The following is a 23,471-nucleotide window of genomic DNA, read 5'->3' as shown; positions in this document are numbered from 1 at the left end:
CGACCCGGGCGCCGCTCAGTCGCGGTCGCGGGCCAGCCAGGCGCCGACGGTCGGCAGCGCCTCGGGGCCGCTGTCCGTCTCCACGGAGGCGGCGAGGTCGGCGATGGTGACGGCGGCCAGCGAGGCGCGCCAGGCCGCGTCGGCGGCGCCCATCGCGCGGGAGATGGGGCACGGCCTGGTGCACTGCTCGGGCGGAGTGCCGAGCGGGCCGCGCTGCCGGATCTCGGTGCAGACGAAGGCGGGGCTCGCGCCGTCGACGGCCTGCACCACGTCCAGCACGGATATCTCGGCGGGCTTCCGGGTGAGCACGTAGCCGCCGGTCTTGCCCTGCACCGAGTGCACCAGGCCCGCGCGGGACAGCGCCTGGAGCTGCTTCGCCAGGTAGCTCGGCGACACGTCGTGCAGGGTCGCCAGCCGGGCGGCCGGCACCGGCTCCGCCGCCGCGGTCAGCACCACACAGCAGTGCAGCGCCCACTCCACGCCACCCGACAACTTCATCGCGCCTCCATTTGACTCGGACACAGGATATCCGAGTAGTATCTCGGACAGAAGATGTCCGAGTTTGAGCCGGGTGCTCGCGCCCGGCTGACGAAGGAAGGCACACCATGAAGACCACCGTCATCGGCACCGGCCTCATCGGATCCCAGCTCGCCGCCGAGCTGACCGCCCGCGGCCACGACGTGACCACCGCCTCGCTCTCCTCCGGCGTCGACCTGCTCACCGGGGCCGGCCTGGACCGGGCGCTCGCCGGCGCGGAGACCGTCGTCAACGCGACCAACTCCCCCACCTTCGACGAGCAGTCCATCGCCTTCTTCCGCACCACGGTGGGCAACCTGCTGACCGCGGGCGAGCGGGCCGGCGTCCGCCACCAGGTCGCGCTCTCCATCGTCGGCGTCGACCTGGTCCCCGAACTCGACTACTACCGCGCCAAGTCGCTCCAGGAGGAGCTGCTGCGCGGCGGCCCGACGCCGTACTCGATCGTCCGCGCCACCCAGTTCTTCGAGTTCATGGAACCGACCATGTCCTGGACCTCGGACGACAGCGCCGTGCGCCTGCCCGCGACGCCGATCCAGCCGATCGCCAGCGCCGACGTGGTCGCCGCCCTCGCCGACGTGGCCACCGGCGCGCCGCTCGACGGGATCCTGGACGTCGCCGGCCCCGACCGGTTCACCCTCGACGAGATCGGCCGCCTCACCCTGGCCGCCCGCGGCGACCGCCGCCCCGTCCTGGTCGACGACCGGGCCGGCCTGTTCGCCGCCGTCCCCGGCGACGTCCTCACCCCGGGCCCCGGCGCCCGCCTGGCCACCACCCGCTACCGCGACTGGCTCGCCGCGGCCAACTGACGGTCCGCCCCTCCGCGGACGGTCGGTGCGTTCGGCTCGCGGTCAGCATGGTGTCGGCCCAGCGCATCCGATGCAGCGCCTGCGGGTGGCACCGGCCGGCCAGGCCCGGCAGTGCGCTGTCGCGAGTGGCCCTGCTCGGCCCGGCCGAGCCTCTCCCGGCGGCGGGAGTTTTCGGCCCTCCGCGCCTCGGTCCTGTGGCGCGACGCCCCGCCTGGCGGCCGCCAGGCGGGGCGTCGCCCCGGCACCCGGGGTCAGCCCCCGGCGCCGCGGTCCCGTTCCGGGGGCCGCTCCTCGTCCGGGGTGCTCCACGACTCCGCGCGATCCTTCGCCGGTCCGGGCTGCGGCGGCGGGACCCGGCGGCGGGCGACCCGGCGGCTGCCCCAGACGAAAGCGCCGATGATCAGGACGACGACGATCAGCGCGGGGACCAGCACGGCGAACACGTTGGGACCGTCGTCAGCGGCGATGAACACGAATCTCCTCCTGGGCTGATCGGCAACTGCCCCGGGACAGCTCCCGAGGCACACCGCCCGCACGGTCACCCGGCGACGCCGAGCCCGTCCGGCCGGTGTGCGCAGGCGGCTACCCCGCCCGCCGCCTCCCACACCGACACCCGCGCAGCCCGGTCGCCGCGTTCGACGCACCACCCGCCGGTGCCGCTGACGCCGGACTCCACGCCGCCGGGCGCGGCCCGGGGTCCTCGGCGGTCTGCTGCCCGTCCCGCAGGAGCCGGCCGGCGGTGCGGCCCTGGGTGTCGGCCGGCTCGGCGAGCCGCTGAGGCTCGCTGCGACCCGAGGGCCGACCTACCGCCTGGCCCGGCGCCGCGCCAGCATCCAGCCGAGCGCGGCGCCGACCAGCAGGGTGACCAGCAGCACCACCCACAGCGGCAGCGTCACGGTGGGGATCCAGAGCCGGATCTCCACCGACGCGGTGTTCACGGCGATGAACCAGATCGCGAGGACGCCGAGCAGCAGGAACGCGATCGTCCGGATCCGTACGTCGCGGCCGCGGACCGACACCGTGGGGGGCTGGTCCGCACCTCTCGTTTTGTCAGCCATACGGCCCATTATGTGAGCAATGTCCCACTACGGCCCGTTCGACCGGGCCTGCCGTCCGCTCGGTGGAGGCGCCGCGGTGGTCGCCGGTCAGCCGCAGTTGATGATCAGTGCGGTCAGTGCCGTGCAGCCGCGGCTCGCGCTGTCGTTGGCCGGGTTGGGATCCGCCGGGGTGGCGGCGATGCGGGTCGCGGTGGCCTTGTAGGCGGTGCCGAGGCTGAGCAGTGCGACGGGGAGGCTGAAGGTCCGGGTCGCGGTGGCGCCGGGGGCGAGGCCGGTGACGGTGCAGGTGACCTTGCCGGGGGCCGCGGTGCAGCCGGGGGCGACCGGAGTGGGTGTGAGGCCGCCCGGCGTGATCGCGGTGCTGACCGTGCCGGCGGCGGTGGTGGTGGTGCTCCGGTTGGTCACGGTCAGCGTGTAGTCGATCCGGCCGCCGAGCAGCGCGGGCACCGCGGCGGCGTTCAGCGCGACGGCGAGGTCGGCCTGGGCGGGCGGGGCCGGGGGCGCGGGGGCTGCCACGGTGACGTCGACGGGGTGGTCGCCGGCGTGCACGTGGCCGGTGACGGCGGCGGTGGCGACGTCGACCACCGTCAGGTAGTCGTTCACCGGGTTGGCGACCCACAGCTGCGCGCCGTCGGGGGTGAGGGCGAGCGCGCCGGGCTGGTCGGGCGTCTCGACGACGGCAGCGGTCCGTCCGGTGGCGGTGTCGACGGAGGTGACCGTCGGGCCGAGCGCGCTGGTGGCGTAGGCGTGCGCGCCGTCGGGCGCGACGGCCACGCCGTCCGCGCCCGCGTAGACGCCGATCTCGCCGCTGACGGCGCGGGCGGCGGTGTCGATCACGGCGACGACGCCGGCGTCGTACTCGGTGACGTACGCGTGCTTGCCGTCGGGCGCGAACGCGACCTGCCGGGGCGAGCCGGGCAGCGCGAGGGTGGCGGCGACGGTGTTGGTGAGCGTGTCGACCACGGTGACGCCCTGAGCCTGCGTCAGGTAGAGGGAGGCGCCGTCGGGCGAGACGGCGGCGTCCTCGACGGTGGCGCCGACCGGCACGGTGGTGGTGACCGTCCCGGCCGCGGTGTCGATCACCGAGATCCGGCCCGGCCCGCCCCAGTCGCCGACGTACAGGCGCGCGCCGTCGGGCGAGACGGCGACGGCCTGGCTGGCGCCGCCGGTGGCGATGGCGCCCAGCACGGCGCCGGTGTCGGTGCCGATCACCGAGACGGAGCCGCCCGCGTGGTCGGTGACGTACACGTGGCGGCCGTCGGCGGAGGCCGCGACCCGCGCCGGGTCGGCGCCCACGGCGATCTGCCGGACCTGCTGGGTCGCGGTGTCGACGGCCGTCACGGTGCCCCGGCCGGCGTTGGCCACGTAGGCGACGGGCGCGGCCGGCCCGGCCGCGTGCGCGGGGGCGGCCAGCAGCACCGGCGCGGCGGTCCCGGCCAGGACGAGGGCGAGCGCTCCGGCGGCGGCCCGGGCGGGCCGGGGTCTGCGACGGGGCCGGGGGGCCTGGAGGGTGGATCGCACAGCTACCTCGTCTCGATCACGGGTCACGACACAGGACACACAGCGCGGCGACCTACGGTGCGCCCGTGATCACCGAGAGTGCATGCTGCTGGCCGGTCGACTACTGCCGCAAGAGCCGCTTTGCGCCACTGGCGCGGACGATCCGACCCGCCGCGGGCATCGACCCTGGCCGCCCGCCGGAGCCCGCGGATGGCCTGGCCGAAACCCCTCCCCACCGATCTCCCACGTCATGTTCACCGAACCCCCTCGCCCCGCACGCACGTTCCGGCGCCGACCGTTCGGTCGAGGGCCCGACCGGCCGCCGCCCCGCCCACCGTGGGCGCCCCGTCCGGCGTAGTCGGCCCCGCCGGGGCGCACCGCGCCGCACCGGGGTGCCTACGGTGGGCGGATGACCGATCGTCAGCACCGCGGCTACCTGGGGGCGGCGGCCGCGTTCGCCGTCTGCATGGCGGGAACCACGCTGCCCACCCCGCTGTACGGGCTCTACCAGGAACAACTCGGCTTCTCCGAGCTGATGGTGACGGTGGTGTACGCGATCTACGCCTTCGGCGTCATCGGGGTGCTCCTGCTGTTCGGCAACGTCTCGGACGCCGTCGGACGCCGACCCGTCCTGCTCTGCGGCCTGGCCTGCGCGGCGGCCAGCGCGGTCGCCTTCCTCGCCGAGGACGGCCTCGCCTGGCTGTGCGCGGGCCGCCTGCTCTCCGGCTTCGCCGCCGGCCTGTTCACCGGAACCGCCACCGCGTACGTCCTCGAACTCGCCCCGCCCGAGCGCCGTGCCCGGGCCGGCTTCGTCGCGACGGCCGCCAACATGGGCGGCCTCGGCTGCGGACCGCTGCTCGCCGGCCTGCTCGCGCAGTACGCGCCCGCCCCGCTGAAACTGCCCTTCATCGTGCACCTGGTGCTGCTCGCCGCCTCCTTCGCGATCACCTGGGCGCTGGCCGAGACCGTCGCCGGCGCGTCGCCGCTGCGCACCGCCCGCCCGCGCCGCCCCTCGCTGCCGCCGGAGGTCCGCGGGGTCTTCGTGCCGGCCGGCATCGCCGCCTTCGCCGGCTTCTCGCTGCTCGGCGTCTTCACCTCCGTCACTCCCGCGTTCCTCGCCGAGGACCTGGACGTGCACAACCACGCCGCGGTGGGCCTGATCGTCTGCTCCGCCTTCTTCGCCTCCACCGTCGGCCAGTTGCTGGTTCCCCGCCTCGGCGCCCAACGCGCCATCCCGCTCGGCTGCCTGGTCCTGATCCTCGGCCTGGCCCTGCTCGCCGTCTCCCTCTCCACCCACACCCTCGCCCCGCTGCTGCTCGCCGCCCTGGTCGGCGGCGCCGGCCAGGGCATGGCCCTGCGCGGCGCGGTCGGCGAAGTCGCCGCCGCCGCCCCGCCCGCCCACCGCGGCGGCGTCCTCTCCGCCCTCTTCGTCGTCGCCTACTTCGGCATCTCCATCCCCGTCATCGGCGTCGGCCTCCTCGACACCCCTCTCGGCCTCCCCCACGCCGGCCTGGTCTTCACCGCCTGCATGGCCCTCCTCGCGGCCGCCTCCGGCGCCTACCTGCTCCGCCGGTCCCGACAGTGAACACCCACGCCCAGCCCGCTCGCGCCGCCGTGCCCTCCACCAGCCGCATAGCCGTCCTCGCCGCCTACCCGCCCCGCCGCCCCCGGGCGTGAGCACCCATGTTCAGGCCGCTCGACACCCCCTCGGCCGTCCGAACGCCGGGCTGGCCTTCACCGCCCGCATGGCCCCGCTCGCCACCTACTTCCTCTGCCGCTCCCCGTTCAGACCGGGAGCGGGCCGCAGAGCAGGTTGCCGGGTTCGGCGGGGTCGGCGCTGATCCAGAACTGGGCCCAGAGCTCGCGGAACTCGGGGCGGCTGAGGTAGCCGTCGCCGTCCTGGTCGAGGCGGTCGAAGACGTCGGCGGTCTCGGTGGGTCGGCCGTGCCAGACGTCGACCAGGTGGCGGTGTTCGGTGCGGGAGATGCGGCCGTCGCCGTTCTCGTCGACGGCGTCGAAGACGGTGTCGGCGGTCGCGGTGACGGTGTCGCGGAATTCGGGCAGCCGGTCGACCATGGCGAGCAGTTCGTCGAGGTCGACCCTGCCGTCGCCGTTGGCGTCGGCGGCCGCCGAGAGCAGGTCCCACCAGCCGAGCATCAGGCGTTCGACCCGGACGGCGAGTTCCGGGTCCGCGGCCACCCGGGGCACGGCGTGCCATCGGTCGGCGAGGGCCCGGAAGTCGTGCTGGTCGAGGTGGCCGTTGGCGTCGGCGTCGAACGCCTGGAACATGGCGGTCATCTTGGTGCGCTGGAACTCGTTGGCCACGGCGGTGCCTCTCTTCCGGGGGTGCTGCGGAGCATCCTGTCCACGGCGGCCGCCGCCCCAACGGCGCACGGGAGCGCGTCCGGCGCTCCCCGCCACCGCGCACGCCTGCCGGGGCGTACGGCACCTGATTGGGTGTCATACCGCGGTACTACCCGCCCACTTGGCTCCGGGGTATGACGCCGCCGACCCGTTCGGGCCCGTACGGTGCTGCTCGTCGAGGCGGTCGAGGACGAGGAGGCATTCCGATGGGGAGTCGGGGACGGGTCGTGGCGGCGGCACTGCTGGCGGCGTCGGCGGCGCTCGCGCCGCTGTGCGCGCCGGTGACGGCGACGGCGGCGCCCGCGCCCACCGCCGGCAGCGGGCAGCAGGCGCGGGCAGCGCTGCCCGAACCGACCGGGCCGTACGCGATCGGGACGGCCTCGCTGCGGCTCACCGACCCGTCCCGCCAGGACCCGTGGGCGGCCGGGCAGCCGCGCGAGCTGATGATCAGCTTCTGGTACCCGGCCGTGCGCACCGCCCCCGGTGGGCGCGCCCCGTACATGGAACCCGCCGCCGGCGCGCACTTCGGCGGCCCGGACGGCGTCGGCCTGATCAACTACGGGGTGACGCCGGGCAGCACCGGCTGGTCGGGCGTCCGCACCCACGCCCGGGCCGGCGCGCCGGTGCTGCCCGGCGGGCCGCGACCGGTGGTGCTGTACTCGGCGGGGCTCGGCGACCCGCGCACCTGGGGGACCGCGCTGGTGGAGGACCTGGCCTCGCGCGGCTACGTGGTGGTGACGATCGACCACACCTACGAGGCGTCCGAAGTCGCGTTCCCGGACGGGCGGCTGGCCACCTCGGTGCTGCCCGGCATGCTCGGCCGGCCCGACCTGGACATCGGCGCGGTGCTCCGCAGGTCGATGGCCGCCCGGGTCGAAGACACCCGCTTCGTGCTCGACCGCCTGGCCTGCCCGGGCGCCCCCGGGCTGCCGGCCGGGCTGTCCGGCGCGCTCGACCTGACCCGGGTCGGCATGGCCGGCCACTCGGCGGGCGGCTTCACCGCGCTCCAGACCATGCACGACGACCCGCGGATCGCCGCCGGGGTCGACCTGGACGGCCAGCTCCACTTCCCCGGCCCGGACGGCACCGGCGTCTTCCTCCCCACCCTCGCCGAGGACGGCCTCGACCGGCCCTTCCTCCTGATGGGCACCCGCTCCGAGGACTCCGGCGACCACCACGCCCAACCCGGCTGGGACGCCCTCTGGCGGCACAGCACCGGCTGGCACGCCGACGTCACCCTGGAGGGCTCCCGCCACGGCTCCTACACCGACGCCGAATCCCTCCTCCCCCGACTCGCCGCCCAGGGCGCCCTCACCCCCGACCAACTCCGAGCCGAACTCGGCACCGTCCCGCCCACCCGCGCCGAGTCCGCCACCCGCGCCTACGTCGCCTCCTTCTTCGACCGCTGGCTCCGCAACCACAACGACCACCTCCTCGACGGCCCTTCCCCCCGCTACCCCGAGATGACCTACACCCCCTGACCCCCGTCCCCGGCGGGAGCCGCCCCCTCGACCGCGTCTCCGCGAGACCCCGGGCATGGCGAGCATCAACACCCCGGCCTCTCCTCCCCCTTCCACAGAGCCCGGCGGGAGCCACCCGCACCCAACGCCCACGGCCCCGCGAGATCCGACCGGGGAAAGCCCAACACCCCGTCCTCCCCTATCCCTCCGCAAGACCCGGCGGGAGCCGCCCGCTCGCCCGCGGCTCCCGCCCGGGCCGTCAGGCGGCGGTCACCGACTGCGGGAAGGCGAACACCCCGTCCGGGTCGTACTGGCGGGCCACCTGCTGAAGGCGGGGCAGGTTGTCGCCGTAGTAGGCGCGGCCCCAGTCCGGGAGGGTGTCGTCGATGTAGTTGACGTACGCGCCGGGTGCGCCGAGTTCCGCGAGGCCGTCGCGGACGGCGTCCACGGTCGCCCGGACCTGCGGGGCGGTGGCGGCGGTCGCCCCGGCGTAGACCTGGGCGCTGGCGAGGGAGTGGCGGTGCGGGAAGGCGGTGGCGTCGGGGGCGAGTTCGCCGACCGCCCCGCCGAGCGAGTCGAGGAGCAGGTCGACGCCGGTGCGGCCGTCCATCAGGTCGGTGACCTTCGCCGGGTCGAGCGGCCCGGGCCCGAACATCCGCGAGACCGCGACGAAGCCGGTGCGGGTGAGCCGCCCGCCCTCCCAGGTGGGGTGGCACTGGGCGATGGTGTCGTTGGCGCAGCCCGCCATGAACTTCATCGCGGCGAGGTAGTCCTTGGGCGCGACGGTGCGGCTGGTGGGCGTGGTGGCGGCGGCCCGCAGCAGCCGGTCGATCTGCTGGTTCGCACCGGCCGGGTCGCCGACCCAGCAGCCGACGATCCGACAGCTCGGCGGCGTGCCGCCGGCGATCTGGCAGGACGCCCACAGTTCGAACGGCGCGGCGGCGACCCACTGCTGCCAGGCGCCGAGCACCTGCGGGACGGCGCCGGCGGGGAAGGCGAGGACGAAGACGGTGAGGTCGGGTGCGGGCGCGGTGTCGAAGGCGAACCGGGTGGTGATGCCGAAGTTGCCGCCCCCGCCGCCGCGGAGCGCCCAGTACAGGTCGCAGTCCTGTTCGGGCGAGGCGGTGCGCAGGCAGGAGTCGGCGGTGACGACCTCGGCCGCGCCGAGGCGGTCGCAGGTCAGGCCGTACTTGCGGCCGAGGACGCCGATGCCGCCGCCGAGGGTGAGGCCGCCGACGCCGACGGTGGGGCAGCTTCCGGCGGGCAGCAGGCGGCCGGCGGCGGCGAGGCCGGCGTACACCTCGATCAGGCGGGCGCCGGCGCCGACCTCGGCGGTGCCGTCGGGCCGGACCCGGACGCCGGCCATGCCGCGCACGTCGATCACCAGGCCGCGGTCGGGGATGCTGTAGCCGAGGTAGCTGTGGCCGCCGCTGCGGGCGGCGATCGGGATGCCGTGGCCGCGCGCCACGTCGAGGCACGCCCGGACGTCGTCGGCGGAGAGGCACTTGGCGACCGCGCCGGGCAGTTGACCGTCGTTCAGCTCGTTGAAGCCCAGCCGCGCCGTCCCGTAGCCGGGATCGTCGGGCAGCACGAGCCGGCTGCCCAGTCGGGCCCGCAGCGCCTGCCAGTCGGGCGGCGCGGCCCGCCATCCGCGCTGCCGGGCGGGGAACGCCCCGATCGTTCCGGCCGCCCGCGCGGGCGCGGCTCCCAGACCGACCACCCCCGTACCGGCAGCCCCGACGGCGGCGAGGAAACGACGACGATCCATGCTCACGGCTCACCCTTCCTCCCCGCACCGGCGTGCGGGGCCACTGTCCGCCGATCGTCACGCGCCCCCGTGCCGCCGCGCCGCAACCCCGCCGCCCGCTGCCGCCGGGCCCCGTCTCTTGGCCCAGCGCACACCCGGCGCACGCGCTGACGCCCCGTCAGCCTTGTGCTGCGCGGCGGACCGGGCAGAATCGCCGGTATGCGTACCCTTCTCGTCATCGGCATCGGCGCGGGCGACCCCGAGCACCTCACCCTGGAGGCGGTCAGGGCGATCGGCCGCACCGACGCGTTCCTGCTGTTGGACAAGCCCGAGGAGCGGCAGGACCTGATCCGGCTGCGGCGGGACATGATCGCCGAGCACGGGCGGCCCGGGCACCGGGTGGTGGAACTGGTCGATCCGGCGCGGGACCGCGGCACGGCGGCGTACCGGGAGGCCGTCGAGGAGTGGCGGGAGCGGCGCGCGGACCTGGTCGAGCAGGCGGTGGCCGACGAGCTGGCGGACGGTGAGACGGGGGCGCTGCTGGTGTGGGGCGACCCGGCGCTGTACGACAGCGTGATCGCGGTGCTGGACCGGATCCTGGCCCGCGGGCGCACCGTGTTCGAGTACGCGGTGATCCCGGGCATCAGCAGCGTCTCGGTGCTGGCGGCCCGCCACCGCACCACGCTCACCCGGACCGCCCGCCCGGTGCGGATCACCACGGGGCGGCGGCTGGCCGCGGAGGGCTTCGGTCCGGGTGCGGAGGACGCCGTGGTGATGCTGGACGGGCAGGCCGCGTTCACGCAGATCGACCCGGCGGGCGTGCACATCCACTACGGGGCGTACCTGGGCACCGAGGACGAGATCCTGGTGGCCGGCCCGCTGGCCGAACAGGCTGACCGCATCGCCGCACTGCGCGCCGAGGCGCGCGAACGCAAGGGCTGGATCATGGACAGCTACCTGCTGCGCCGCACTGAGGACTGACCGGGCCGGAAACGCCGTCGTCCGATCACGCCGTCGGCCGGTCGACGCGAGGCTGCAAGCCCCGACGTCGACCGGCCGACGGAGACCACTGGCGGGAAGCCACTGGCAGGAAATCACTGGTCAGAACCCACTGACCGGATCGCACCGGCCGGATCCCGCTGACCGGGAACCTCCGCTCGGTGACGGCTAGTTGGGTACGGCGGCCGGTTCGCGGGTGCGGGCCGGCCGGGGCAGCAGCTGACGCTCCGCCAGGTGGCCGAAGATCAGGCCGAAGGCCAGCCACAGGGTGAGTTGGATGGCCAGGGCGGCGATCCGGAACTGCCAGAGCAGGCTGGCGGAGAAGTCCCCGGGGACTTCGTTGACCGAGGGCAGCAGGACGTAGCCGAGACCGATCACCGCGGCGTAGCCGAGGACGGCGGTCACGGTGGCGTTCCAGTTGCCCAGCCGCGGGGCGAGCCGCTTGCCGCCGGCGACCGCGGCCACCGCGAGCAGCACGCTGAGCAGCATCATCAGGAAGTACAGGGTGGTGCGCCTGCCGATGGTCTCCGGGTCGCCCACCGACGGCGGGTTGGCCGGGTACTTGAGGAACGGCACGACGTACACCGCGACCAGCGCCGCGCCGGAGAGCAGCAGGGCGGTGGCGCGCGGGCCGAGGCGGCCGGTGCGGCCGAGGGCGAAGCAGTAGGCCAGGGCGGCGATCCCGCCGAGGGCGAGGCCGTAGACGAGGATGCCGGTGGCCAGGCCCGCGGTGGACTGCAGGGTCCGGCTGACCAGTTCCTCGCCGTGCTCGTGGCTGTGGGTCTCCTCGAAGGCGATCGCCGCGTCCACCCGGGGCTCCCCGAGCAGGTAGGCGACGATCAGGGCGAGGACGCCCGCCCCCAGGCCCGCGAGCATGCCGCGGACCAGGAGGTTCCTGACGGTGTGGGAGTTCATCTCAGGTGCTCGCTTCCGGCCGGGTCAGTGGCACGGGAAGCCGAGCAGGTGGCGGCCGTCGTGCACCCACTCGTGCACCGACTCGCCGGAGAGCAGCGAGGTGGCGCCCTGCTCGGCGCCGACGAAGTAGAGCAGGGTGAGCAGCAGGATGCCGAAGAAGACCGCCCACGGAGCGATCGCCTTGATGGAGAGGGGGGTGATGGCCGGCGTGGCGGCGGGGGCGATGGGGTGAGCCATGGCGTGGACCTCCTTGCGGGAACTCGCGTCCCGGTCGATTGGAGCAGGGGCGACGGAGGCGGGTCTGACTTCCCCTCAGCGGGGTTCACAGTGGCGCGACCGTACCGGGTTCTCACCGGACTTCCACGCACCGTCGCAGATATGGGGTTGTTCGCCCAGAAGGTACCGTTCGGCGCGGGCCCCGCCAAGGGCGCGCGGACGCGATGCACCGATCCGTACACACATGATCGCTGCGAGGGAGGGACCATGACGGTCCGGGTGATGTTGGTCGCACCCGCATTGGGCGCCGAACTGCGCGAGGCCAGGTTCGGGGACGAACGGCCGCTGACCGAGGCCGACCTGGCCCCGGCCCGCGCCTGCGAGGCGCCTTCGGCCGGTCTGCGGCTGTCCGCGCCCGCCCCGCGCTGCCGGCAGACCGCCGAGGCGCTGGGCCTGGCCGCCGCCACCGTCGAGCCGGCCCTGGCGGACCTGGACGCCGGAGCGTGGCGCGGCCGGCCGCTGACCGAACTCGCGTCCGCCGCACCGGAGTCGGTCGCCGCCTGGCTCTCCGACCCGGCGTTCGCCCCGCCCGGCGGCGAGTCCGTCGCCGCCCTGTGCACCCGGGTCGGCGGCTGGCTGGACGCGCTGCCCGCGGACTCCGGCCGGGTCCTGGCGGTGGCCGAGCCCGCCGCCGTCCGCGCGGCCGTGGTGCATGCGCTCGCACTGCCGGCCGCCGCGTTCTGGCGGCTGGACGTCGCCCCGCTCACCCTCACCTCACTGGTCGGCCGCGCCGGACGCTGGAACCTGAGCTGCGGCTCCGCGCTCCCGGCCCGACCCTCCTCACGCTCCGCCGCTACACCCTGACGGTCCGTCAACTCCGCTTCACGATGCGATCGTTGCCGAATGGTCTCCGTTTCCCGCCGTCGGCCGATGCGGCGCGCGCAACTCCCCCGCGGTGCGGCATGCTGTGCACTTCGCCCGGCGCACCTGCCGGGCGCGGAACGACGGAGTGGAGGACCGGGTGCGCCATGCACTGCGGACCGCGGGCGGGTCGGCGCGGGCGACTGGCGGGTCGGCGACGGGGCGACGGCGGTGACCGCCGCCGAGGCCGACCGGCGCGGCGGGCTCCAGCCGTTGGACCCCGAACTCAACCGGGAGTGCCGGGAGTTCGCCGAGGCGCTGCGCGGCCTGTTCCTCGGCCTCGGGGTGTCGGTGCGCCGGTACGCCAGCCGCTGCTACCTCAACCCCGGCACCCTGTCCCGGTACCTGGCGGGCAGCCGCATCGCGCCGTGGGAGTTCGTCGAGGAGCTGCTGCGCAACCTCGCCGACGACCACGCCGTCCGGCTGGACGAGCAGGCCCGCGCGCACCTGCAGCACCAGCACCGGGCGGCGCTGCGCACCAGCGCCTCGATCGGGCGGGCCGTCCAGCAGTTGGAGGGCCAGCTGCACGCCGCCGACCGGGAGGCCCGCCAGGCGGGGGCCCGCGAGGAGCAGCTGGACCACGCCCTGGACGACACCCGGCAGTCCATCGCCGACCTGGAGGGGCGGCTGAACCGGCTGGAGGCCGATCTCGGGGGCGACCCAGCTGCCCAGCGCAACGCCGAAGGCCACAGCGCCGCCGGCCCGGCACTGCTCGCCGAACGTGACGCGCTCGCCGTCGAAGTCGCCCGACTGTCAGAGGAGTTGGACTTGGCCCGGCAGCACGCCGCGCTCGCCGAGGCGCGCTGCGCGCTGCTGGAGCGCCAGCTCCTCCTGGTGGAGCAGCAGCAGGGCGCGGACGCCGCCGCCGCGCCGCCGGCCCGCACCGTCACCCGCCCGGATCCGGGTCCGCCGCCGAAGGTGCTGCTGGTCGACGACCGGCCGGAGAACCTGCTGGTGCTGGAGGCCGTCCTCGGGCTGCACGGCCACGAGCTGGTCTCCGCGGCCTCCGGCCCGGACGCGCTGCGCGCCCTGCTCGACCCCGACGACTACGCCGTCATCCTGCTCGACGTGCAGATGCCCGGCATGGACGGCTACGAGACCGCCGCGCACATCAAGCGCCGGGCCCGCACCCGGGACATCCCGATCATCTTCGTCACCGCCATAGGCAGCGACCCCGACCATTCGATGCGCGGCTACGCGGCCGGTGCGGTCGACTTCATCCCCAAGCCGGTCGATCCCTGGGCGCTGCGCGCCAAGGTCGCGGTCTTCGTCGAGCTGCACCGCGAGCGCCGCCACCGCCGCTGACGCCCCCTCACCTCACCCGTCCGGGCTGCGCTGTTCAGGTGGGCCGGGCGGCGCGCCCGCGTGTCGCGGTCCGGGACGGGAACACTGAGGGGCGCCCCGCCGCCCGGCGGGACGTCCGTCCGAGCGCCGTGCCGGGGAGGTGCCGCCGTGGGCCGAGGCCGACTCGTCGACCGCCTGAGGTCGCCGAGCCTGGCGGCGATCGCTGTCACGGTGCTGCTCGCGGTGCTGGTGGCGCTGGGCGGGCTGGCCCTGGAGCGGCGGCACGACCGGGCGGTGAACGAGTTGTCCCGGCACTGGAACCCGGCGCAGGACACGGTCTCCAGGCTGGACGACGCGATCGCCGACGCCCGCGCCGCCTGCCTGGTCGGGCCGCCCGGGCAGGCGCTCGCGGAGGAGGCCCACTACCGGCTGGTGGTGCACCTGCCGGACCTGCGCCGCCAGGTGGCGATCTCCGCGACCGTGACCGCCGCCGTGACGGAGTTCGACCGGATCGCCGCGGACTGGTTCGCGGCCGGCTCGCCGAGCACCGTCGGCACCTACTCCGGGCACTGCGAGCCCGCGCTGACCGACGAACCGCCCGCGCAGGCACCGCAGTACCCGGAGGTGCACGGCCGGCTCTCCGTGGTCGGCACGCTGCTGCGCGGCGAGGTGGAGCGCGCGCAGCACGAGGTGGCGCAGAGCGGGACGGCGATCCTCTGGTACGTGCTGGCGCTGTGCGTGGCCGTACTGGTGGCGACGGCGGTCGGAGCGCGGCTGATCGACCGCCGGGTGCTGATGCCGCTCGGTACGATCTCCGAGCAGCTGCGGCTGGCCGACGACCGCCGGGCCGAGGACCGGCACGTCGACCCCGGCGTGGCCGAGGCGGGCCTGTACGCCCTCCCCGTGCCGGCCTCGGCCCGCCCGCCCGGCCCGGTGGCGCGGCTGGCCCAGGAGGCGGACGGGGTGCGGGCCCGGCTGCGGCACTCGCAGCGGCAGGCCCGGCGCGGCGAGGAGGCGCTGCTGCAGAACGGGCCCTGCGTGCGGGGCGTGCACCGGGCGCTGACGGTCCGTGGGCGGCCGGGGCCGGGGGTGGCGGCGGCGAGCGAGGTCGCGGCGGCGGACGGGCTGATCGCCGGGGACTACCTGGGGGTGCTGGCGCTGCCCGGCGGTGCGACCGCGGTGTTCCTCGGCGACGTGTCCGGCCACGGCGTCGAGTCGGGCCTGCTGGCCGTCCGGTTGAAGAGCGTGGTGGACTCGGCGCTGCGGGCCGGTCTCGGCCCGGCGGCGGCCGTGCTCGGCGCCTGGCACTCGCTGGAGCACGAGTACGGCCCCGAGCCCGGTCGGGAGCCGGGATCCGAGCCCGGGCCGGAACAGGAACGCTTCACCACCCTGGTGGTGGCCGTCCTCGACCCGGCGGGGGGCCTGCTGCACTGGGTGAACGCCGGCCACGAGGAGCCGTTCCTGCTGCGGGCCGGCGGCGCCGTCGAACGCCTGGCCCCGTGCGGCCCGCTGGTCCACCCGGTGCTCGCCCCGGACCCGGACGACTGGCGGCCCCGCAGCACCCCGTTCTCCCCGGGTGACCTGCTGGTGCTCTGCACGGACGGCCTGACCGAGGGCCGCGGCGGGCTGGACGACTTCGGCGAGCACCGCGTCACCGAGGTCCTCGCCGCGCTGGCCGGCCGGACCCCCGCCGAGGCCGTCCACGCCCTGCTGGCCGCCGTCGACGAGTTCGGCATCGACTGGGACCGCGACGACGTCTCCGTCCTCGCCGCCACCCTGCTCCCGGCCGCGGGCTGACCCGGCGGCCCGGCGGGGTGCACGGCCCGCTGCCGGCGGTTCCTGAGCACCTGTCAACTGCCGGTCACGAACAGATCATGGTCGCCCGGACGGCCCGCGGAGGCCGATATCCTGTGCGCCGTGACAGACGCGGACGGCAGGCTGATCGGTGGGCGGTACCGGCTGATCGAGCCGGTCGGGCGGGGCGGCATGGGCCGGGTCTGGCGGGGGCGGGACGAGACCCTGCACCGCGAAGTGGCCGTCAAGGAGATCCTGTTCCCGGCCGGGCTCGACGAGGAGCAGCGGGAGCTGCTGCTCCAGCGGGTGATGCGGGAGGCCCGGGTCGCGGCGGGGCTGAACCACCCGGGGATCATCACGGTGTTCGACGTGGTGGAGCACGAGGGCGCCCCGGTGATCGTGATGGAGTTCGTGGTCGGCACCTCGCTGGCCGCCACCGTCCGCGACCACGGCCGGCTGCCCGCGCCGCGGGTCGCCGCGATCGGCCTGGCGGTGCTGGACGCGCTGGCCGCCGCGCACGCCGCGGGCGTGGTCCACCGGGACCTGAAGCCCGACAACATCCTGCTCAGCGGCAACCGCGTGGTGCTCACGGACTTCGGCATCGCCAGCATCGCCGACGCCACCATGTCGCTGACCAGCACCGGGACCTTGCTGGGTACGCCCGCCTACATGGCCCCGGAGCAGCTCGACGGCAAGCCGGCCACCCGGGCGAGCGACCTGTGGTCGCTGGGCGCGACCCTGCACACGGCCGTCGAGGGCGAAGCCCCGTTCGCCGCGACCACCCTGACGGCCCTCTACGTGGCCATCCTGACCCAGCCGCCGCGCCCGGCCCGGTTCGCCGGGCCGCTCGGTCCGGCCCTGCTCGGCCTGCTGGTGAAGGACCCGGCGCAGCGGCTGACCGCCGAGCAGACCACCCGCCTCCTGACGGCCGTCCGGGCCGCCCCGGCGGCGCCCGCGGCCCCGCCCGCCCCGCCGCACAGCGACACCGTCCGCGACGCCGCCCCCGTGCCGCCCGCGCCCACCACGCCGCCGCCCGTCCCGACCTCGACGCCCACCCCTGTCCCAGCCCCGGGACCGGCCCCGACGCCGATGCCGGTCCCGGTGGACACCCCGAACCCGTACGTCTCCCCCACCCCGTTCCCGAACCCGTACGCCGTCCATCCGCCGCCGCACGCCCCCGTCCCGGTCCCCGTCCTGACGGACCGTCCGGTCGCCGCGAACGGCCCCGGCAGGCGGCGCCGCACGATGCTGTTCGGTGCGATCGGCGTGCTCGTCGCCGTGGTGCCGACGTCCGTCCTGGTGGCGAACCTGCTGAACAACAGGGACGACCCGGGCGGCGGCGGGGGCGGCGGGGGCAGCAGCGCCTCCTCCTCGCCACGTTCGAACGACGGTGTCGGGACGACCACGACGGCGGCGTACAACGCGGCGGTCGGCCAGGTGCTGAACCCGTCCGAGAAGAAGGGCGGCACGCTCAACCTCGGCACCCCGACCGACCTGGACTCGCTGGACCCGGCGCGCGCCTACTACGGCTACGCCTGGAACTTCCAGCGCTTCTACGCCCGCACCCTGTTCGCCTACGACGGCAAGCCGGGCCAGGCGGGCGTCGCCGTGGTGCCGGACCTGGCGTCGGCGCAGCCGAGCCTCTCGGCCGACCGCAGGACGTACACGGTGCGGCTGCGCGCCGGGCTGAAGTTCGAGGACGGCACGCCGATCACCTCGAAGGACGTGAAGTACGGCATCGAGCGGTCGTTCGCCCAGGACGTGCTGTTCGGCGGGCCCACGCTGCTGGTCGACGAGCTCGACCAGGGTCAGGGCTACCAGGGCCCGTACACCGACTCCGCCCCGGACAAGCTGGGCCTGAAGTCGGTGCAGACGCCGGACGACCTGACCCTGGTCTTCACGCTCGCCAAGCCGAACGTCGACTTCCCGTACCTGCTGACCCTCGGCGCCACCGCGCCCGTCCCGAAGGCGTCCGACACCCGGGACAAGTACGGCGACCACCCGGTCTCCTCGGGGCCGTACCGGTTCCGCACCGTGCAGGTCGGCAAGAGCTACGAGCTGGAGCGCAACCCGTCCTGGAGCCAGGCCGGCGACCCGCTGCGCAAGGCGCTGCCGGACCGGATCCGACTGACCGTCAGCAGCAGTGCCGACGACGTCGACGCCCGGCTGCTGGCGGGCGACTTCGACCTCGACCTCTCGCAGGCCGGGCTGCAGCCCGCCGCGCGGGCCAAGGTGCTGGCCGACCCGGCGCTGAAGGCGAAGGCCGACGACCCGGCGACCGGCATCCTGCGCTACGTGGCGCTGGTCCCGGCGGTCGCACCGCTGGACAACCAGCACTGCCGCAACGCCGTGCTGTACGCCGCGGACACCACGGCGCTGCAGACCGCGCGCGGCGGCCCGGAGTCCGGCCAGCTGGTCGGCTCGATGCTGCCGCCGACCGTCACCGGATGGGACGACTACGACCCGTACGGCCTCAAGGACGGCAGGGCCGACCAGGCCAAGGCCAAGTCCGAACTCGCGGCCTGCGGCAAGCCCGACGGGTTCGCCGTCACGCTGGCCGCCCGCGCCAACAACCCCAAGGAGCAGGCGGCGGCACAGGCGCTGCAGAGCTCGTTGAAGGCCGTCGGCATCGACGTCACCGTCGACACCTTCGAGGCGGCGCAGGTGTCCCGCACCATCGGGTCGCCGAGCACCGTCAAGTCCAAGGGCTACGGGCTGATCATGTCCGGTTGGGGCGCGGACTTCCCGGCGGGCAGCGCCTTCCTCCAGGAGCTGACCGACGGCCGCCACATCCGCGACTCGGGCAACTACAACTTCCCCGGCGTCAACGACCCCGAGGTGAACGGCTGGTTCGACCAGGCCGCCCAGCAGACCGACCGGGCCACGGCCGCCGACTACTACCGGCAGGTCAACCACAAGGTCACCGACGGCGCCTACTACCTGCCGATCGTCGCCACCCGCGCCCTCAACTACCGCAGCGCGCGGCTGACCAACGTCTACGTCACCGACGCGTTCGGCGCGGTCGACCTGCAGGCGCTGGGCGTCTCCGACGGCAAGTGACGGCGCGTCGGTCGCCCGCCGGCAGCCTGGCGTGCCGCCCGCCCCGGTTCCTGACGGCGGGTTAGCGTGACCCGGTGAGCGGCACTGGGATCCACGGCAGCGGCGACCTCGACGACGGCATGGTGCGGGTGCGCGGGGCGCGGGTGCACAACCTGCGGGACGTGACGGTGGCGGTGCCGCGCGGCGCGGTGGTGGCGTTCACGGGCGTGTCCGGGTCGGGGAAGTCCTCGCTGGCGTTCGGCACCCTGTTCGCGGCGGCCCAGCACCGGTACCTGGAGTCGGTGTCGCCGTACGCCCGCCGCCTGCTGCGGCAGGTGGAGGCGCCGCGGGTGGACGCCGTGACGGGGATGCCGCCCGCGGTCGCCCTGGAGCAGCGCCGCTCGGTGCCGTCCTCGCGCTCCTCGGTGGGCACCATCAGCACCATGTCGAACCTGCTGCGGATGCTGCTGTCGCGCTGCGGCGACTACCCGCCCGGCGCGGCCCGGCTGGACTCCGACGCGTTCTCGCCGAACACCCCGGCGGGCGCCTGCCCGGAGTGCCACGGGCAGGGCGTGCTGCACCGGGTGACGGAGCGTTCGCTGGTGCCGGACGACTCGCTGAGCATCCGGCAGGGCGCGGTCGCCTCCTGGCCGGGGGCGTGGCAGGGCAAGAACCTGCGGGACATCCTTGGCGCGCTCGGCCACGACCTGGACCGGCCCTGGCGGGAGCTGCCCGCGGAGGACCGCGAATGGATCCTGTTCACCGACGAGCAGCCGGTGGTGACGGTCCATCCGGAGCGCGAGCCGGGCCGGGTCCAGCGCCCGTACCGCGGCAAGTACAGCAGTGCGCGCCGCCTGGTGCTGAAGGCGTTCTCCGAGTCCCGAAGGGAGACGTCCCGGGCGAAGGCCGCCGCGTTCCTGGCGCAGTCCCCCTGCCCGGTGTGCGGCGGGCACCGGCTGCGGCCCGAGGCCCTCGCCGTCACCTTCGCCGGGCTCGGCATCACCGGCCTGGCCGCCCTGCCGGCCGCCCGGCTCGCCGCGCTGCTGCGCCCGTTCACCGCCGACCCGGGCCCGGCGGGGCTGATCACCGCCGACCTGACCGACCGCCTCGCCGCCCTGGAACGGCTCGGCCTCGGCTACCTGTCGCTCGACCGGGCCGCCCCCACCCTCTCCACCGGCGAGCTCCAACGCCTGCGCCTGGCCACCCAGTTGCGGTCCGGGCTGTTCGGCGTGGTGTACGTCCTGGACGAGCCGTCGGCGGGCCTGCACCCGGCCGACACCGAGGCGCTGCGCGAGGTCCTGACCGAGCTCCGGGCGGCCGGCAACTCGGTGTTCGTGGTGGAGCACGACATGGCGGTGGTGCGCGGCGCGGACTGGCTGGTGGACGTCGGGCCGGCCGCGGGCGCCGGCGGCGGCCGGGTCCTGCACAGCGGCCCCGTCGACGCCCTGCGCACCGTGGACGCCTCGGCCACTCGCCGCTTCCTGTTCGACCCGCCGCCCCCGCCGCCCTCCCGCGGCCGCACCCCCTCGGGCGTGCTGCGGCTGCGCGGCGTCACCCGGCACAACCTGCGCGGCCTCGACGTGGACGTGCCGCTGGGCGTGCTCACCGCCGTCACGGGCGTCTCCGGCGCGGGCAAGACCACCCTGCTCGCCGCGGCCGCCGAGGCCGCGGCCCAGGACCCCGCCGTGGCCCGGGTGGTGACCTTCGACCAGACGCCGCTCGGCCGCACCCCGCGCTCCAACCTGGCCACCTACACCGGCCTGCTGGACACCGTCCGCAGACTCTTCGCCGCCACCGACCAGGCCCGGTCGCGCGGCTACGGCGCGGGCCGGTTCTCCTTCAACGTCGCGGCGGGGCGCTGCCCGACCTGCGAGGGAGCGGGCGCGATCGAGGTCGAACTGCTCTTCCTCCCCACCGCGTGGAGCCCCTGCCCCGACTGCCACGGCAGCCGCTACAACCCGCAGACCCTGGAGATCGCCTACCGCGGCTCCACCATCGCCGACGTCCTCGCACTGACCGTCGACGGGGCCGCCGCCTTCCTCGCCGACGTGCCGCCCGCCGCGCGCGTCCTGACGGTCCTCCAGCAGGTCGGCCTCGGGTACCTGCGTCTCGGCCAGCCCGCCCCCGAGCTCTCCGGCGGGGAGGCCCAGCGCGTCAAGCTCGCCGCCGAACTCCAGCACGCCCGCCGCCGCGACACCCTCTACCTCCTGGACGAGCCCACCACCGGCCTGCACCCCGCCGACAGCGAGACCCTCACCGCCCAGCTGCACCGGCTGGTCGACGCCGGCGCCACCGTCCTGCTCGCCGAGCACGACCTCGACCTGCTGGCCGGCGCCGACCACCTCATCGACCTCGGCCCCGGCGGCGGCGACGCCGGAGGCCGTCTCCTGGCCACCGGCGCCCCGCACCGGCTGGCCGCCACCCCGGCCAGCCCCACCGCCCCGTACCTGGCCGCCCGCCTCGGCCTGCCGGTCCCCCGGTAGCCCGGGCGTGCCCGCCTCAGCCGGTAGTGCTGCGTCCGGCGTCGGCCGGCCGCTCGTCGCGGCTCTCCGGGGTGGACGCGTCGCGGCGGGCCAGCGTCACCGACAGCGGCACGCCCAGCCGCTCGGCCGCCCGCCGCCGCACCCGCAGCTGCGCCCTGGTCCGGGGCCGGTACGAGGGGAGCCTGGTGCAGCCGCAGCCCGGCCGGTGGTCGTAGGACAGGCCCTCCGCGAGCACCGCGGCGACCACCGACCAGGCCTTGCCGTCGGTTCGCCGGGGCGCGGCGAAGTCGTACCCCGCGTAGGCGAGTTCGCCCCGGCAGCCGGGGCAGACCCGCTTCCGGATCGGCCAGGTGCTGGCCTTGAACGACAGCCGGCAGGTCACGCAGACGTAGTGGCGGAGCGCGCCGTTGAACGCGTGGTAGCACATGCTCCGGAAGCCTACCCTCGCGATTGACCGCGGCCACCGCGGCTCATTAGCGTACGCAGCGCACCGCGCCACTCACCTCACACCTGCCCCAACGCCCTTGCCACGTAACGGAAGTGATTCCATGGAACTGGCCCCGCAGCTGCACCGGCTCGGCAACGACGTGGTGTCCAGCTACCTGCTCGACACCCCGGACGGCATCACGCTGGTCGACGCCGGCCTCCCCGGCCACTGGAACGACCTCCAGGAGGAGCTGCGGGCCCTCGGCAAGACCCCGGCCGACATCCGCGGCCTGGTCCTCACCCACGGCGACAGCGACCACATCGGCTTCGCCGAGCGGCTGCGCCGCGAGCACGGCGTCCCGGTGTACGTGCACAGCGCGGACGCGCACCGCGCCCGCACCGGCGAGAAGCCCAAGACCCCGACGGGTCCGATGCGGCTGCTTCCGGCGCTCGGCTTCTTCTGGTACGCGCTGCGCAAGAACGGCCTGAAGGCGCAGTACCTCACCGAGGTCACCGAGGTCGCCGACGGCGACGTCCTCGACCTGCCGGGCAGCCCGGTGATCCTCGCCATGCCGGGCCACTCGCCGGGCAGCGTCGCCGTCCACCTGCCGACGGTCGAGGCGGTCTGCGTGGGCGACGCGCTGACCACCCGTCATGTCCTCACCGGCCGCACCGGCCCCCAGCCGGCCCCGTTCACCGACGAGCCCGCCGTGGCCCTGGCCTCCCTCGACCGCCTGGCCGAGCTCAAGGCGTCCTGGGTCCTCCCCGGCCACGGCACCCCGTGGCACGGCTCCCCCGCCGACCTCGCCGCCGCGGTCCGCGCCGACGCCGGCTGACGGCGCCGGTCGCCACCCGACGGGGCTGCTGCCCGTCGGTTCCGGCAGCCGGGGGCGGCCACGGCCGTCGCAGGCGTGGGGACGCCGCATCGGGGCAGACGGCCCGGCATGAGTGAGCCCGTCAGGTCGCCGTCCGCGCCCCCGCCCCGGCCAGTGGCCCCGCCCCGGCCGGTCGTCCCGCCACCGCCCGCGGCGCCGCCCCGCGGCCCGGCCCCGGGGCGGCGGTGGGAAGGCACGGTGGCGGTCGCCGTGGTGCTGGCCGTCGCCGCCGTGTGCGCGACGGTCGTCGCCGACCGGGACACCGCCCGGCCGGCCCCGGCGTGGGCGACCCGGACGGTCCGGTCCGGCCCGCAGCTCCTGGCGGACGGTCCGCGGACCCTGCTGGTGGACAACGTGTCGGGCCGCGTGGAGATCACCGGATCGCCGACCTCCCGCGTCACGGCCGAGTACCTGCCGACCGCCGGTGCGACGTTCGACGCCGTCACCCTCGACGCGGTCACCGCCGAGGGAACCACCCGCGTGACCTGTGCGCCTGCCGCCGCGGACCCGGCCCCGCGGTGCGACGGGCTGCTGCGACTGGGCGTTCCGGCCGGGGCGGACCTGGTCGTCCGTCAGGAATCGGGCGAGATCGCCCTCTCCGGCCTCCGGGGCGACCTCACCCTGTCGCTGGCCTCGGTCCGGTGCACGGCGGTCGACCTCCGGCCGGCCCGTGCGTCGGTGTCCGTGCGGTCCGGGAGCGCCGACCTCGGCTTCGCCGGTGCCCCCGACGACCTGTCCGTGGACTCGACCTCGGCCTCACTCACGCTCAGACTGCCGTCCGACGCCTACGCCTTCACCTCCGAGCAGACCTCCGCCGACGTCCGCATCGGCCTGCCCAGCAGCCCGGACTCCGCCCACCGCGTCCGGCTGCACACGGTCTCCGCCTCCGTGGCCGTCCTCCCCTCCGGCCCGTGAGTCCGGCGCAGGTCACCCCGCTGCGTCGCCGGCCACGCCGCCACCGCCCACCACGGTCGTGCCCTGGCGGGTGAACTCGCCGGTCAGCAGCGGCACGAAGGCGCTGAGCGGTGGCGCCCCGGGCCCCGACCT

Annotated in this window: 20 protein-coding genes; 11 read left to right on the top strand and 9 right to left on the bottom strand. The window is 75.5% G+C overall.

Translation table 11 applies throughout. The features are described from left to right. Window positions 1-15 precede the first annotated feature (15 nt). Window positions 16-498 carry an Rrf2 family transcriptional regulator gene (locus BX266_RS32040; RefSeq protein WP_099905616.1) on the bottom strand — a complete coding sequence of 161 codons (483 nt, stop codon included), beginning with the start codon at window positions 496-498 and terminating at the stop codon, window positions 16-18. 107 nt (window positions 499-605) lie between these two features. Here BX266_RS32040 and BX266_RS32035 point away from each other — a divergent pair, with 107 nt between their 5' ends. Then, entirely contained in the window at window positions 606-1,343 is a 738-nt protein-coding gene (locus BX266_RS32035; protein ID WP_099905614.1) for an SDR family oxidoreductase, read from the top strand. A gap of 251 nt (window positions 1,344-1,594) precedes the next feature. On the opposite strand, the gene BX266_RS32030 is transcribed toward BX266_RS32035, so the two are convergent. The 3 genes from BX266_RS32030 to BX266_RS32020 all read right to left on the bottom strand — a co-directional run bounded on the left by BX266_RS32030 (window position 1,595) and on the right by BX266_RS32020 (window position 3,922). After that, entirely contained in the window at window positions 1,595-1,816 is a 222-nt protein-coding gene (locus BX266_RS32030) for a DUF6479 family protein (RefSeq protein WP_099905612.1), read from the bottom strand. Window positions 1,817-2,146: 330 nt separating this feature from the next. Next, a complete protein-coding gene (locus BX266_RS32025) occupies window positions 2,147-2,401 on the bottom strand; it encodes a lipopolysaccharide assembly protein LapA domain-containing protein (protein WP_099905610.1) in 255 nt (84 codons plus the stop codon). A gap of 87 nt (window positions 2,402-2,488) precedes the next feature. Next, window positions 2,489-3,922, bottom strand: coding sequence for a DUF11 domain-containing protein (locus BX266_RS32020; protein ID WP_099905608.1), 1,434 nt, complete (start codon window positions 3,920-3,922; stop codon window positions 2,489-2,491). 388 nt (window positions 3,923-4,310) lie between these two features. On the opposite strand from BX266_RS32020, the gene BX266_RS32015 reads away from it, so the two are divergent. Then, window positions 4,311-5,486: an MFS transporter gene (locus BX266_RS32015; RefSeq protein WP_099905603.1), complete on the top strand. Its 1,176-nt coding sequence runs from the start codon at window positions 4,311-4,313 to the stop codon at window positions 5,484-5,486. A gap of 200 nt (window positions 5,487-5,686) precedes the next feature. Here BX266_RS32015 and BX266_RS32010 read toward each other — a convergent pair whose 3' ends face one another. Next, the gene (locus BX266_RS32010; RefSeq protein ID WP_099905599.1) at window positions 5,687-6,226 is read right to left on the bottom strand and encodes an EF-hand domain-containing protein; all 540 of its coding nucleotides are present in this window, start codon (window positions 6,224-6,226) and stop codon (window positions 5,687-5,689) included. A gap of 245 nt (window positions 6,227-6,471) precedes the next feature. Between BX266_RS32010 and BX266_RS32005 the strand changes: the two genes are divergently transcribed. Then, complete coding sequence (locus tag BX266_RS32005) at window positions 6,472-7,746, top strand: esterase (protein ID WP_099905596.1); 1,275 nt, start codon at window positions 6,472-6,474, stop codon at window positions 7,744-7,746. Between the two features lie 238 nt (window positions 7,747-7,984). Here the strand turns inward: BX266_RS32005 and BX266_RS32000 are convergent, their stop codons facing one another. Continuing rightward, window positions 7,985-9,493, bottom strand: coding sequence for an FAD-binding oxidoreductase (locus tag BX266_RS32000; RefSeq protein ID WP_259464956.1), 1,509 nt, complete (start codon window positions 9,491-9,493; stop codon window positions 7,985-7,987). A gap of 198 nt (window positions 9,494-9,691) precedes the next feature. Here BX266_RS32000 and cobF point away from each other — a divergent pair, with 198 nt between their 5' ends. Next, window positions 9,692-10,453 carry a precorrin-6A synthase (deacetylating) gene (cobF, locus tag BX266_RS31995; protein ID WP_099905591.1) on the top strand — a complete coding sequence of 254 codons (762 nt, stop codon included), beginning with the start codon at window positions 9,692-9,694 and terminating at the stop codon, window positions 10,451-10,453. A gap of 186 nt (window positions 10,454-10,639) precedes the next feature. Here the strand turns inward: cobF and BX266_RS31990 are convergent, their stop codons facing one another. Next, window positions 10,640-11,386, bottom strand: a complete 747-nt coding sequence (locus BX266_RS31990; protein WP_099905589.1) for a CbtA family protein — start codon at window positions 11,384-11,386, stop codon at window positions 10,640-10,642. A 24-nt stretch (window positions 11,387-11,410) separates the two neighbouring features. Next, window positions 11,411-11,623 carry a CbtB-domain containing protein gene (locus tag BX266_RS31985; protein ID WP_099905587.1) on the bottom strand — a complete coding sequence of 71 codons (213 nt, stop codon included), beginning with the start codon at window positions 11,621-11,623 and terminating at the stop codon, window positions 11,411-11,413. Window positions 11,624-11,869: 246 nt separating this feature from the next. On the opposite strand from BX266_RS31985, the gene BX266_RS31980 reads away from it, so the two are divergent. From BX266_RS31980 to BX266_RS31950, 5 genes are all read left to right on the top strand, one after another. Next, complete coding sequence (locus BX266_RS31980; RefSeq protein WP_099905585.1) at window positions 11,870-12,466, top strand: histidine phosphatase family protein; 597 nt, start codon at window positions 11,870-11,872, stop codon at window positions 12,464-12,466. Between the two features lie 228 nt (window positions 12,467-12,694). Next, window positions 12,695-13,828 carry a PleD family two-component system response regulator gene (locus BX266_RS31975; RefSeq protein ID WP_259464955.1) on the top strand — a complete coding sequence of 378 codons (1,134 nt, stop codon included), beginning with the start codon at window positions 12,695-12,697 and terminating at the stop codon, window positions 13,826-13,828. Window positions 13,829-13,975: 147 nt separating this feature from the next. Then, entirely contained in the window at window positions 13,976-15,604 is a 1,629-nt protein-coding gene (locus BX266_RS31970; protein ID WP_099905580.1) for a PP2C family protein-serine/threonine phosphatase, read from the top strand. Between the two features lie 120 nt (window positions 15,605-15,724). Continuing rightward, complete coding sequence (locus tag BX266_RS39020; protein WP_180290691.1) at window positions 15,725-18,661, top strand: ABC transporter substrate-binding protein; 2,937 nt, start codon at window positions 15,725-15,727, stop codon at window positions 18,659-18,661. 119 nt (window positions 18,662-18,780) lie between these two features. Then, window positions 18,781-21,123, top strand: coding sequence for an excinuclease ABC subunit UvrA (locus BX266_RS31950; RefSeq protein WP_099908537.1), 2,343 nt, complete (start codon window positions 18,781-18,783; stop codon window positions 21,121-21,123). 16 nt (window positions 21,124-21,139) lie between these two features. Here BX266_RS31950 and BX266_RS31945 read toward each other — a convergent pair whose 3' ends face one another. Further along, window positions 21,140-21,550, bottom strand: a complete 411-nt coding sequence (locus BX266_RS31945) for a hypothetical protein (protein WP_099905578.1) — start codon at window positions 21,548-21,550, stop codon at window positions 21,140-21,142. Window positions 21,551-21,671: 121 nt separating this feature from the next. On the opposite strand from BX266_RS31945, the gene BX266_RS31940 reads away from it, so the two are divergent. Together BX266_RS31940 and BX266_RS31935 are read left to right on the top strand one after the other, a co-directional pair. Further along, window positions 21,672-22,385 carry an MBL fold metallo-hydrolase gene (locus BX266_RS31940; protein WP_099905576.1) on the top strand — a complete coding sequence of 238 codons (714 nt, stop codon included), beginning with the start codon at window positions 21,672-21,674 and terminating at the stop codon, window positions 22,383-22,385. 237 nt (window positions 22,386-22,622) lie between these two features. Next, the gene (locus tag BX266_RS31935) at window positions 22,623-23,339 is read left to right on the top strand and encodes a hypothetical protein (protein WP_099905574.1); all 717 of its coding nucleotides are present in this window, start codon (window positions 22,623-22,625) and stop codon (window positions 23,337-23,339) included. Window positions 23,340-23,471 lie beyond the last annotated feature (132 nt).

Source organism: Streptomyces sp. TLI_171, from assembly GCF_003610255.1.
Classification (GTDB): Bacteria; Actinomycetota; Actinomycetes; order Streptomycetales; family Streptomycetaceae; genus Kitasatospora.
This window is presented reverse-complemented; position numbering and strand designations above follow the sequence as displayed.

Coding starts and splice junctions, on each gene's coding strand:
- BX266_RS31950 (WP_099908537.1), top strand. CDS start 18,781: ATGGTGCGGGTGCGCGGGGCGCGGGTGCACAACCTGCGGGACGTGACG.
- BX266_RS32035 (WP_099905614.1), top strand. CDS start 606: ATGAAGACCACCGTCATCGGCACCGGCCTCATCGGATCCCAGCTCGCC.
- BX266_RS31980 (WP_099905585.1), top strand. CDS start 11,870: ATGACGGTCCGGGTGATGTTGGTCGCACCCGCATTGGGCGCCGAACTG.
- BX266_RS32040 (WP_099905616.1), bottom strand. CDS start 498: ATGAAGTTGTCGGGTGGCGTGGAGTGGGCGCTGCACTGCTGTGTGGTG.
- BX266_RS32005 (WP_099905596.1), top strand. CDS start 6,472: ATGGGGAGTCGGGGACGGGTCGTGGCGGCGGCACTGCTGGCGGCGTCG.
- BX266_RS31940 (WP_099905576.1), top strand. CDS start 21,672: ATGGAACTGGCCCCGCAGCTGCACCGGCTCGGCAACGACGTGGTGTCC.
- BX266_RS31945 (WP_099905578.1), bottom strand. CDS start 21,550: ATGTGCTACCACGCGTTCAACGGCGCGCTCCGCCACTACGTCTGCGTG.
- BX266_RS32000 (WP_259464956.1), bottom strand. CDS start 9,493: ATGGATCGTCGTCGTTTCCTCGCCGCCGTCGGGGCTGCCGGTACGGGG.
- BX266_RS32015 (WP_099905603.1), top strand. CDS start 4,311: ATGACCGATCGTCAGCACCGCGGCTACCTGGGGGCGGCGGCCGCGTTC.
- cobF (WP_099905591.1), top strand. CDS start 9,692: ATGCGTACCCTTCTCGTCATCGGCATCGGCGCGGGCGACCCCGAGCAC.
- BX266_RS32025 (WP_099905610.1), bottom strand. CDS start 2,401: ATGGCTGACAAAACGAGAGGTGCGGACCAGCCCCCCACGGTGTCGGTC.
- BX266_RS31985 (WP_099905587.1), bottom strand. CDS start 11,623: ATGGCTCACCCCATCGCCCCCGCCGCCACGCCGGCCATCACCCCCCTC.
- BX266_RS31990 (WP_099905589.1), bottom strand. CDS start 11,386: ATGAACTCCCACACCGTCAGGAACCTCCTGGTCCGCGGCATGCTCGCG.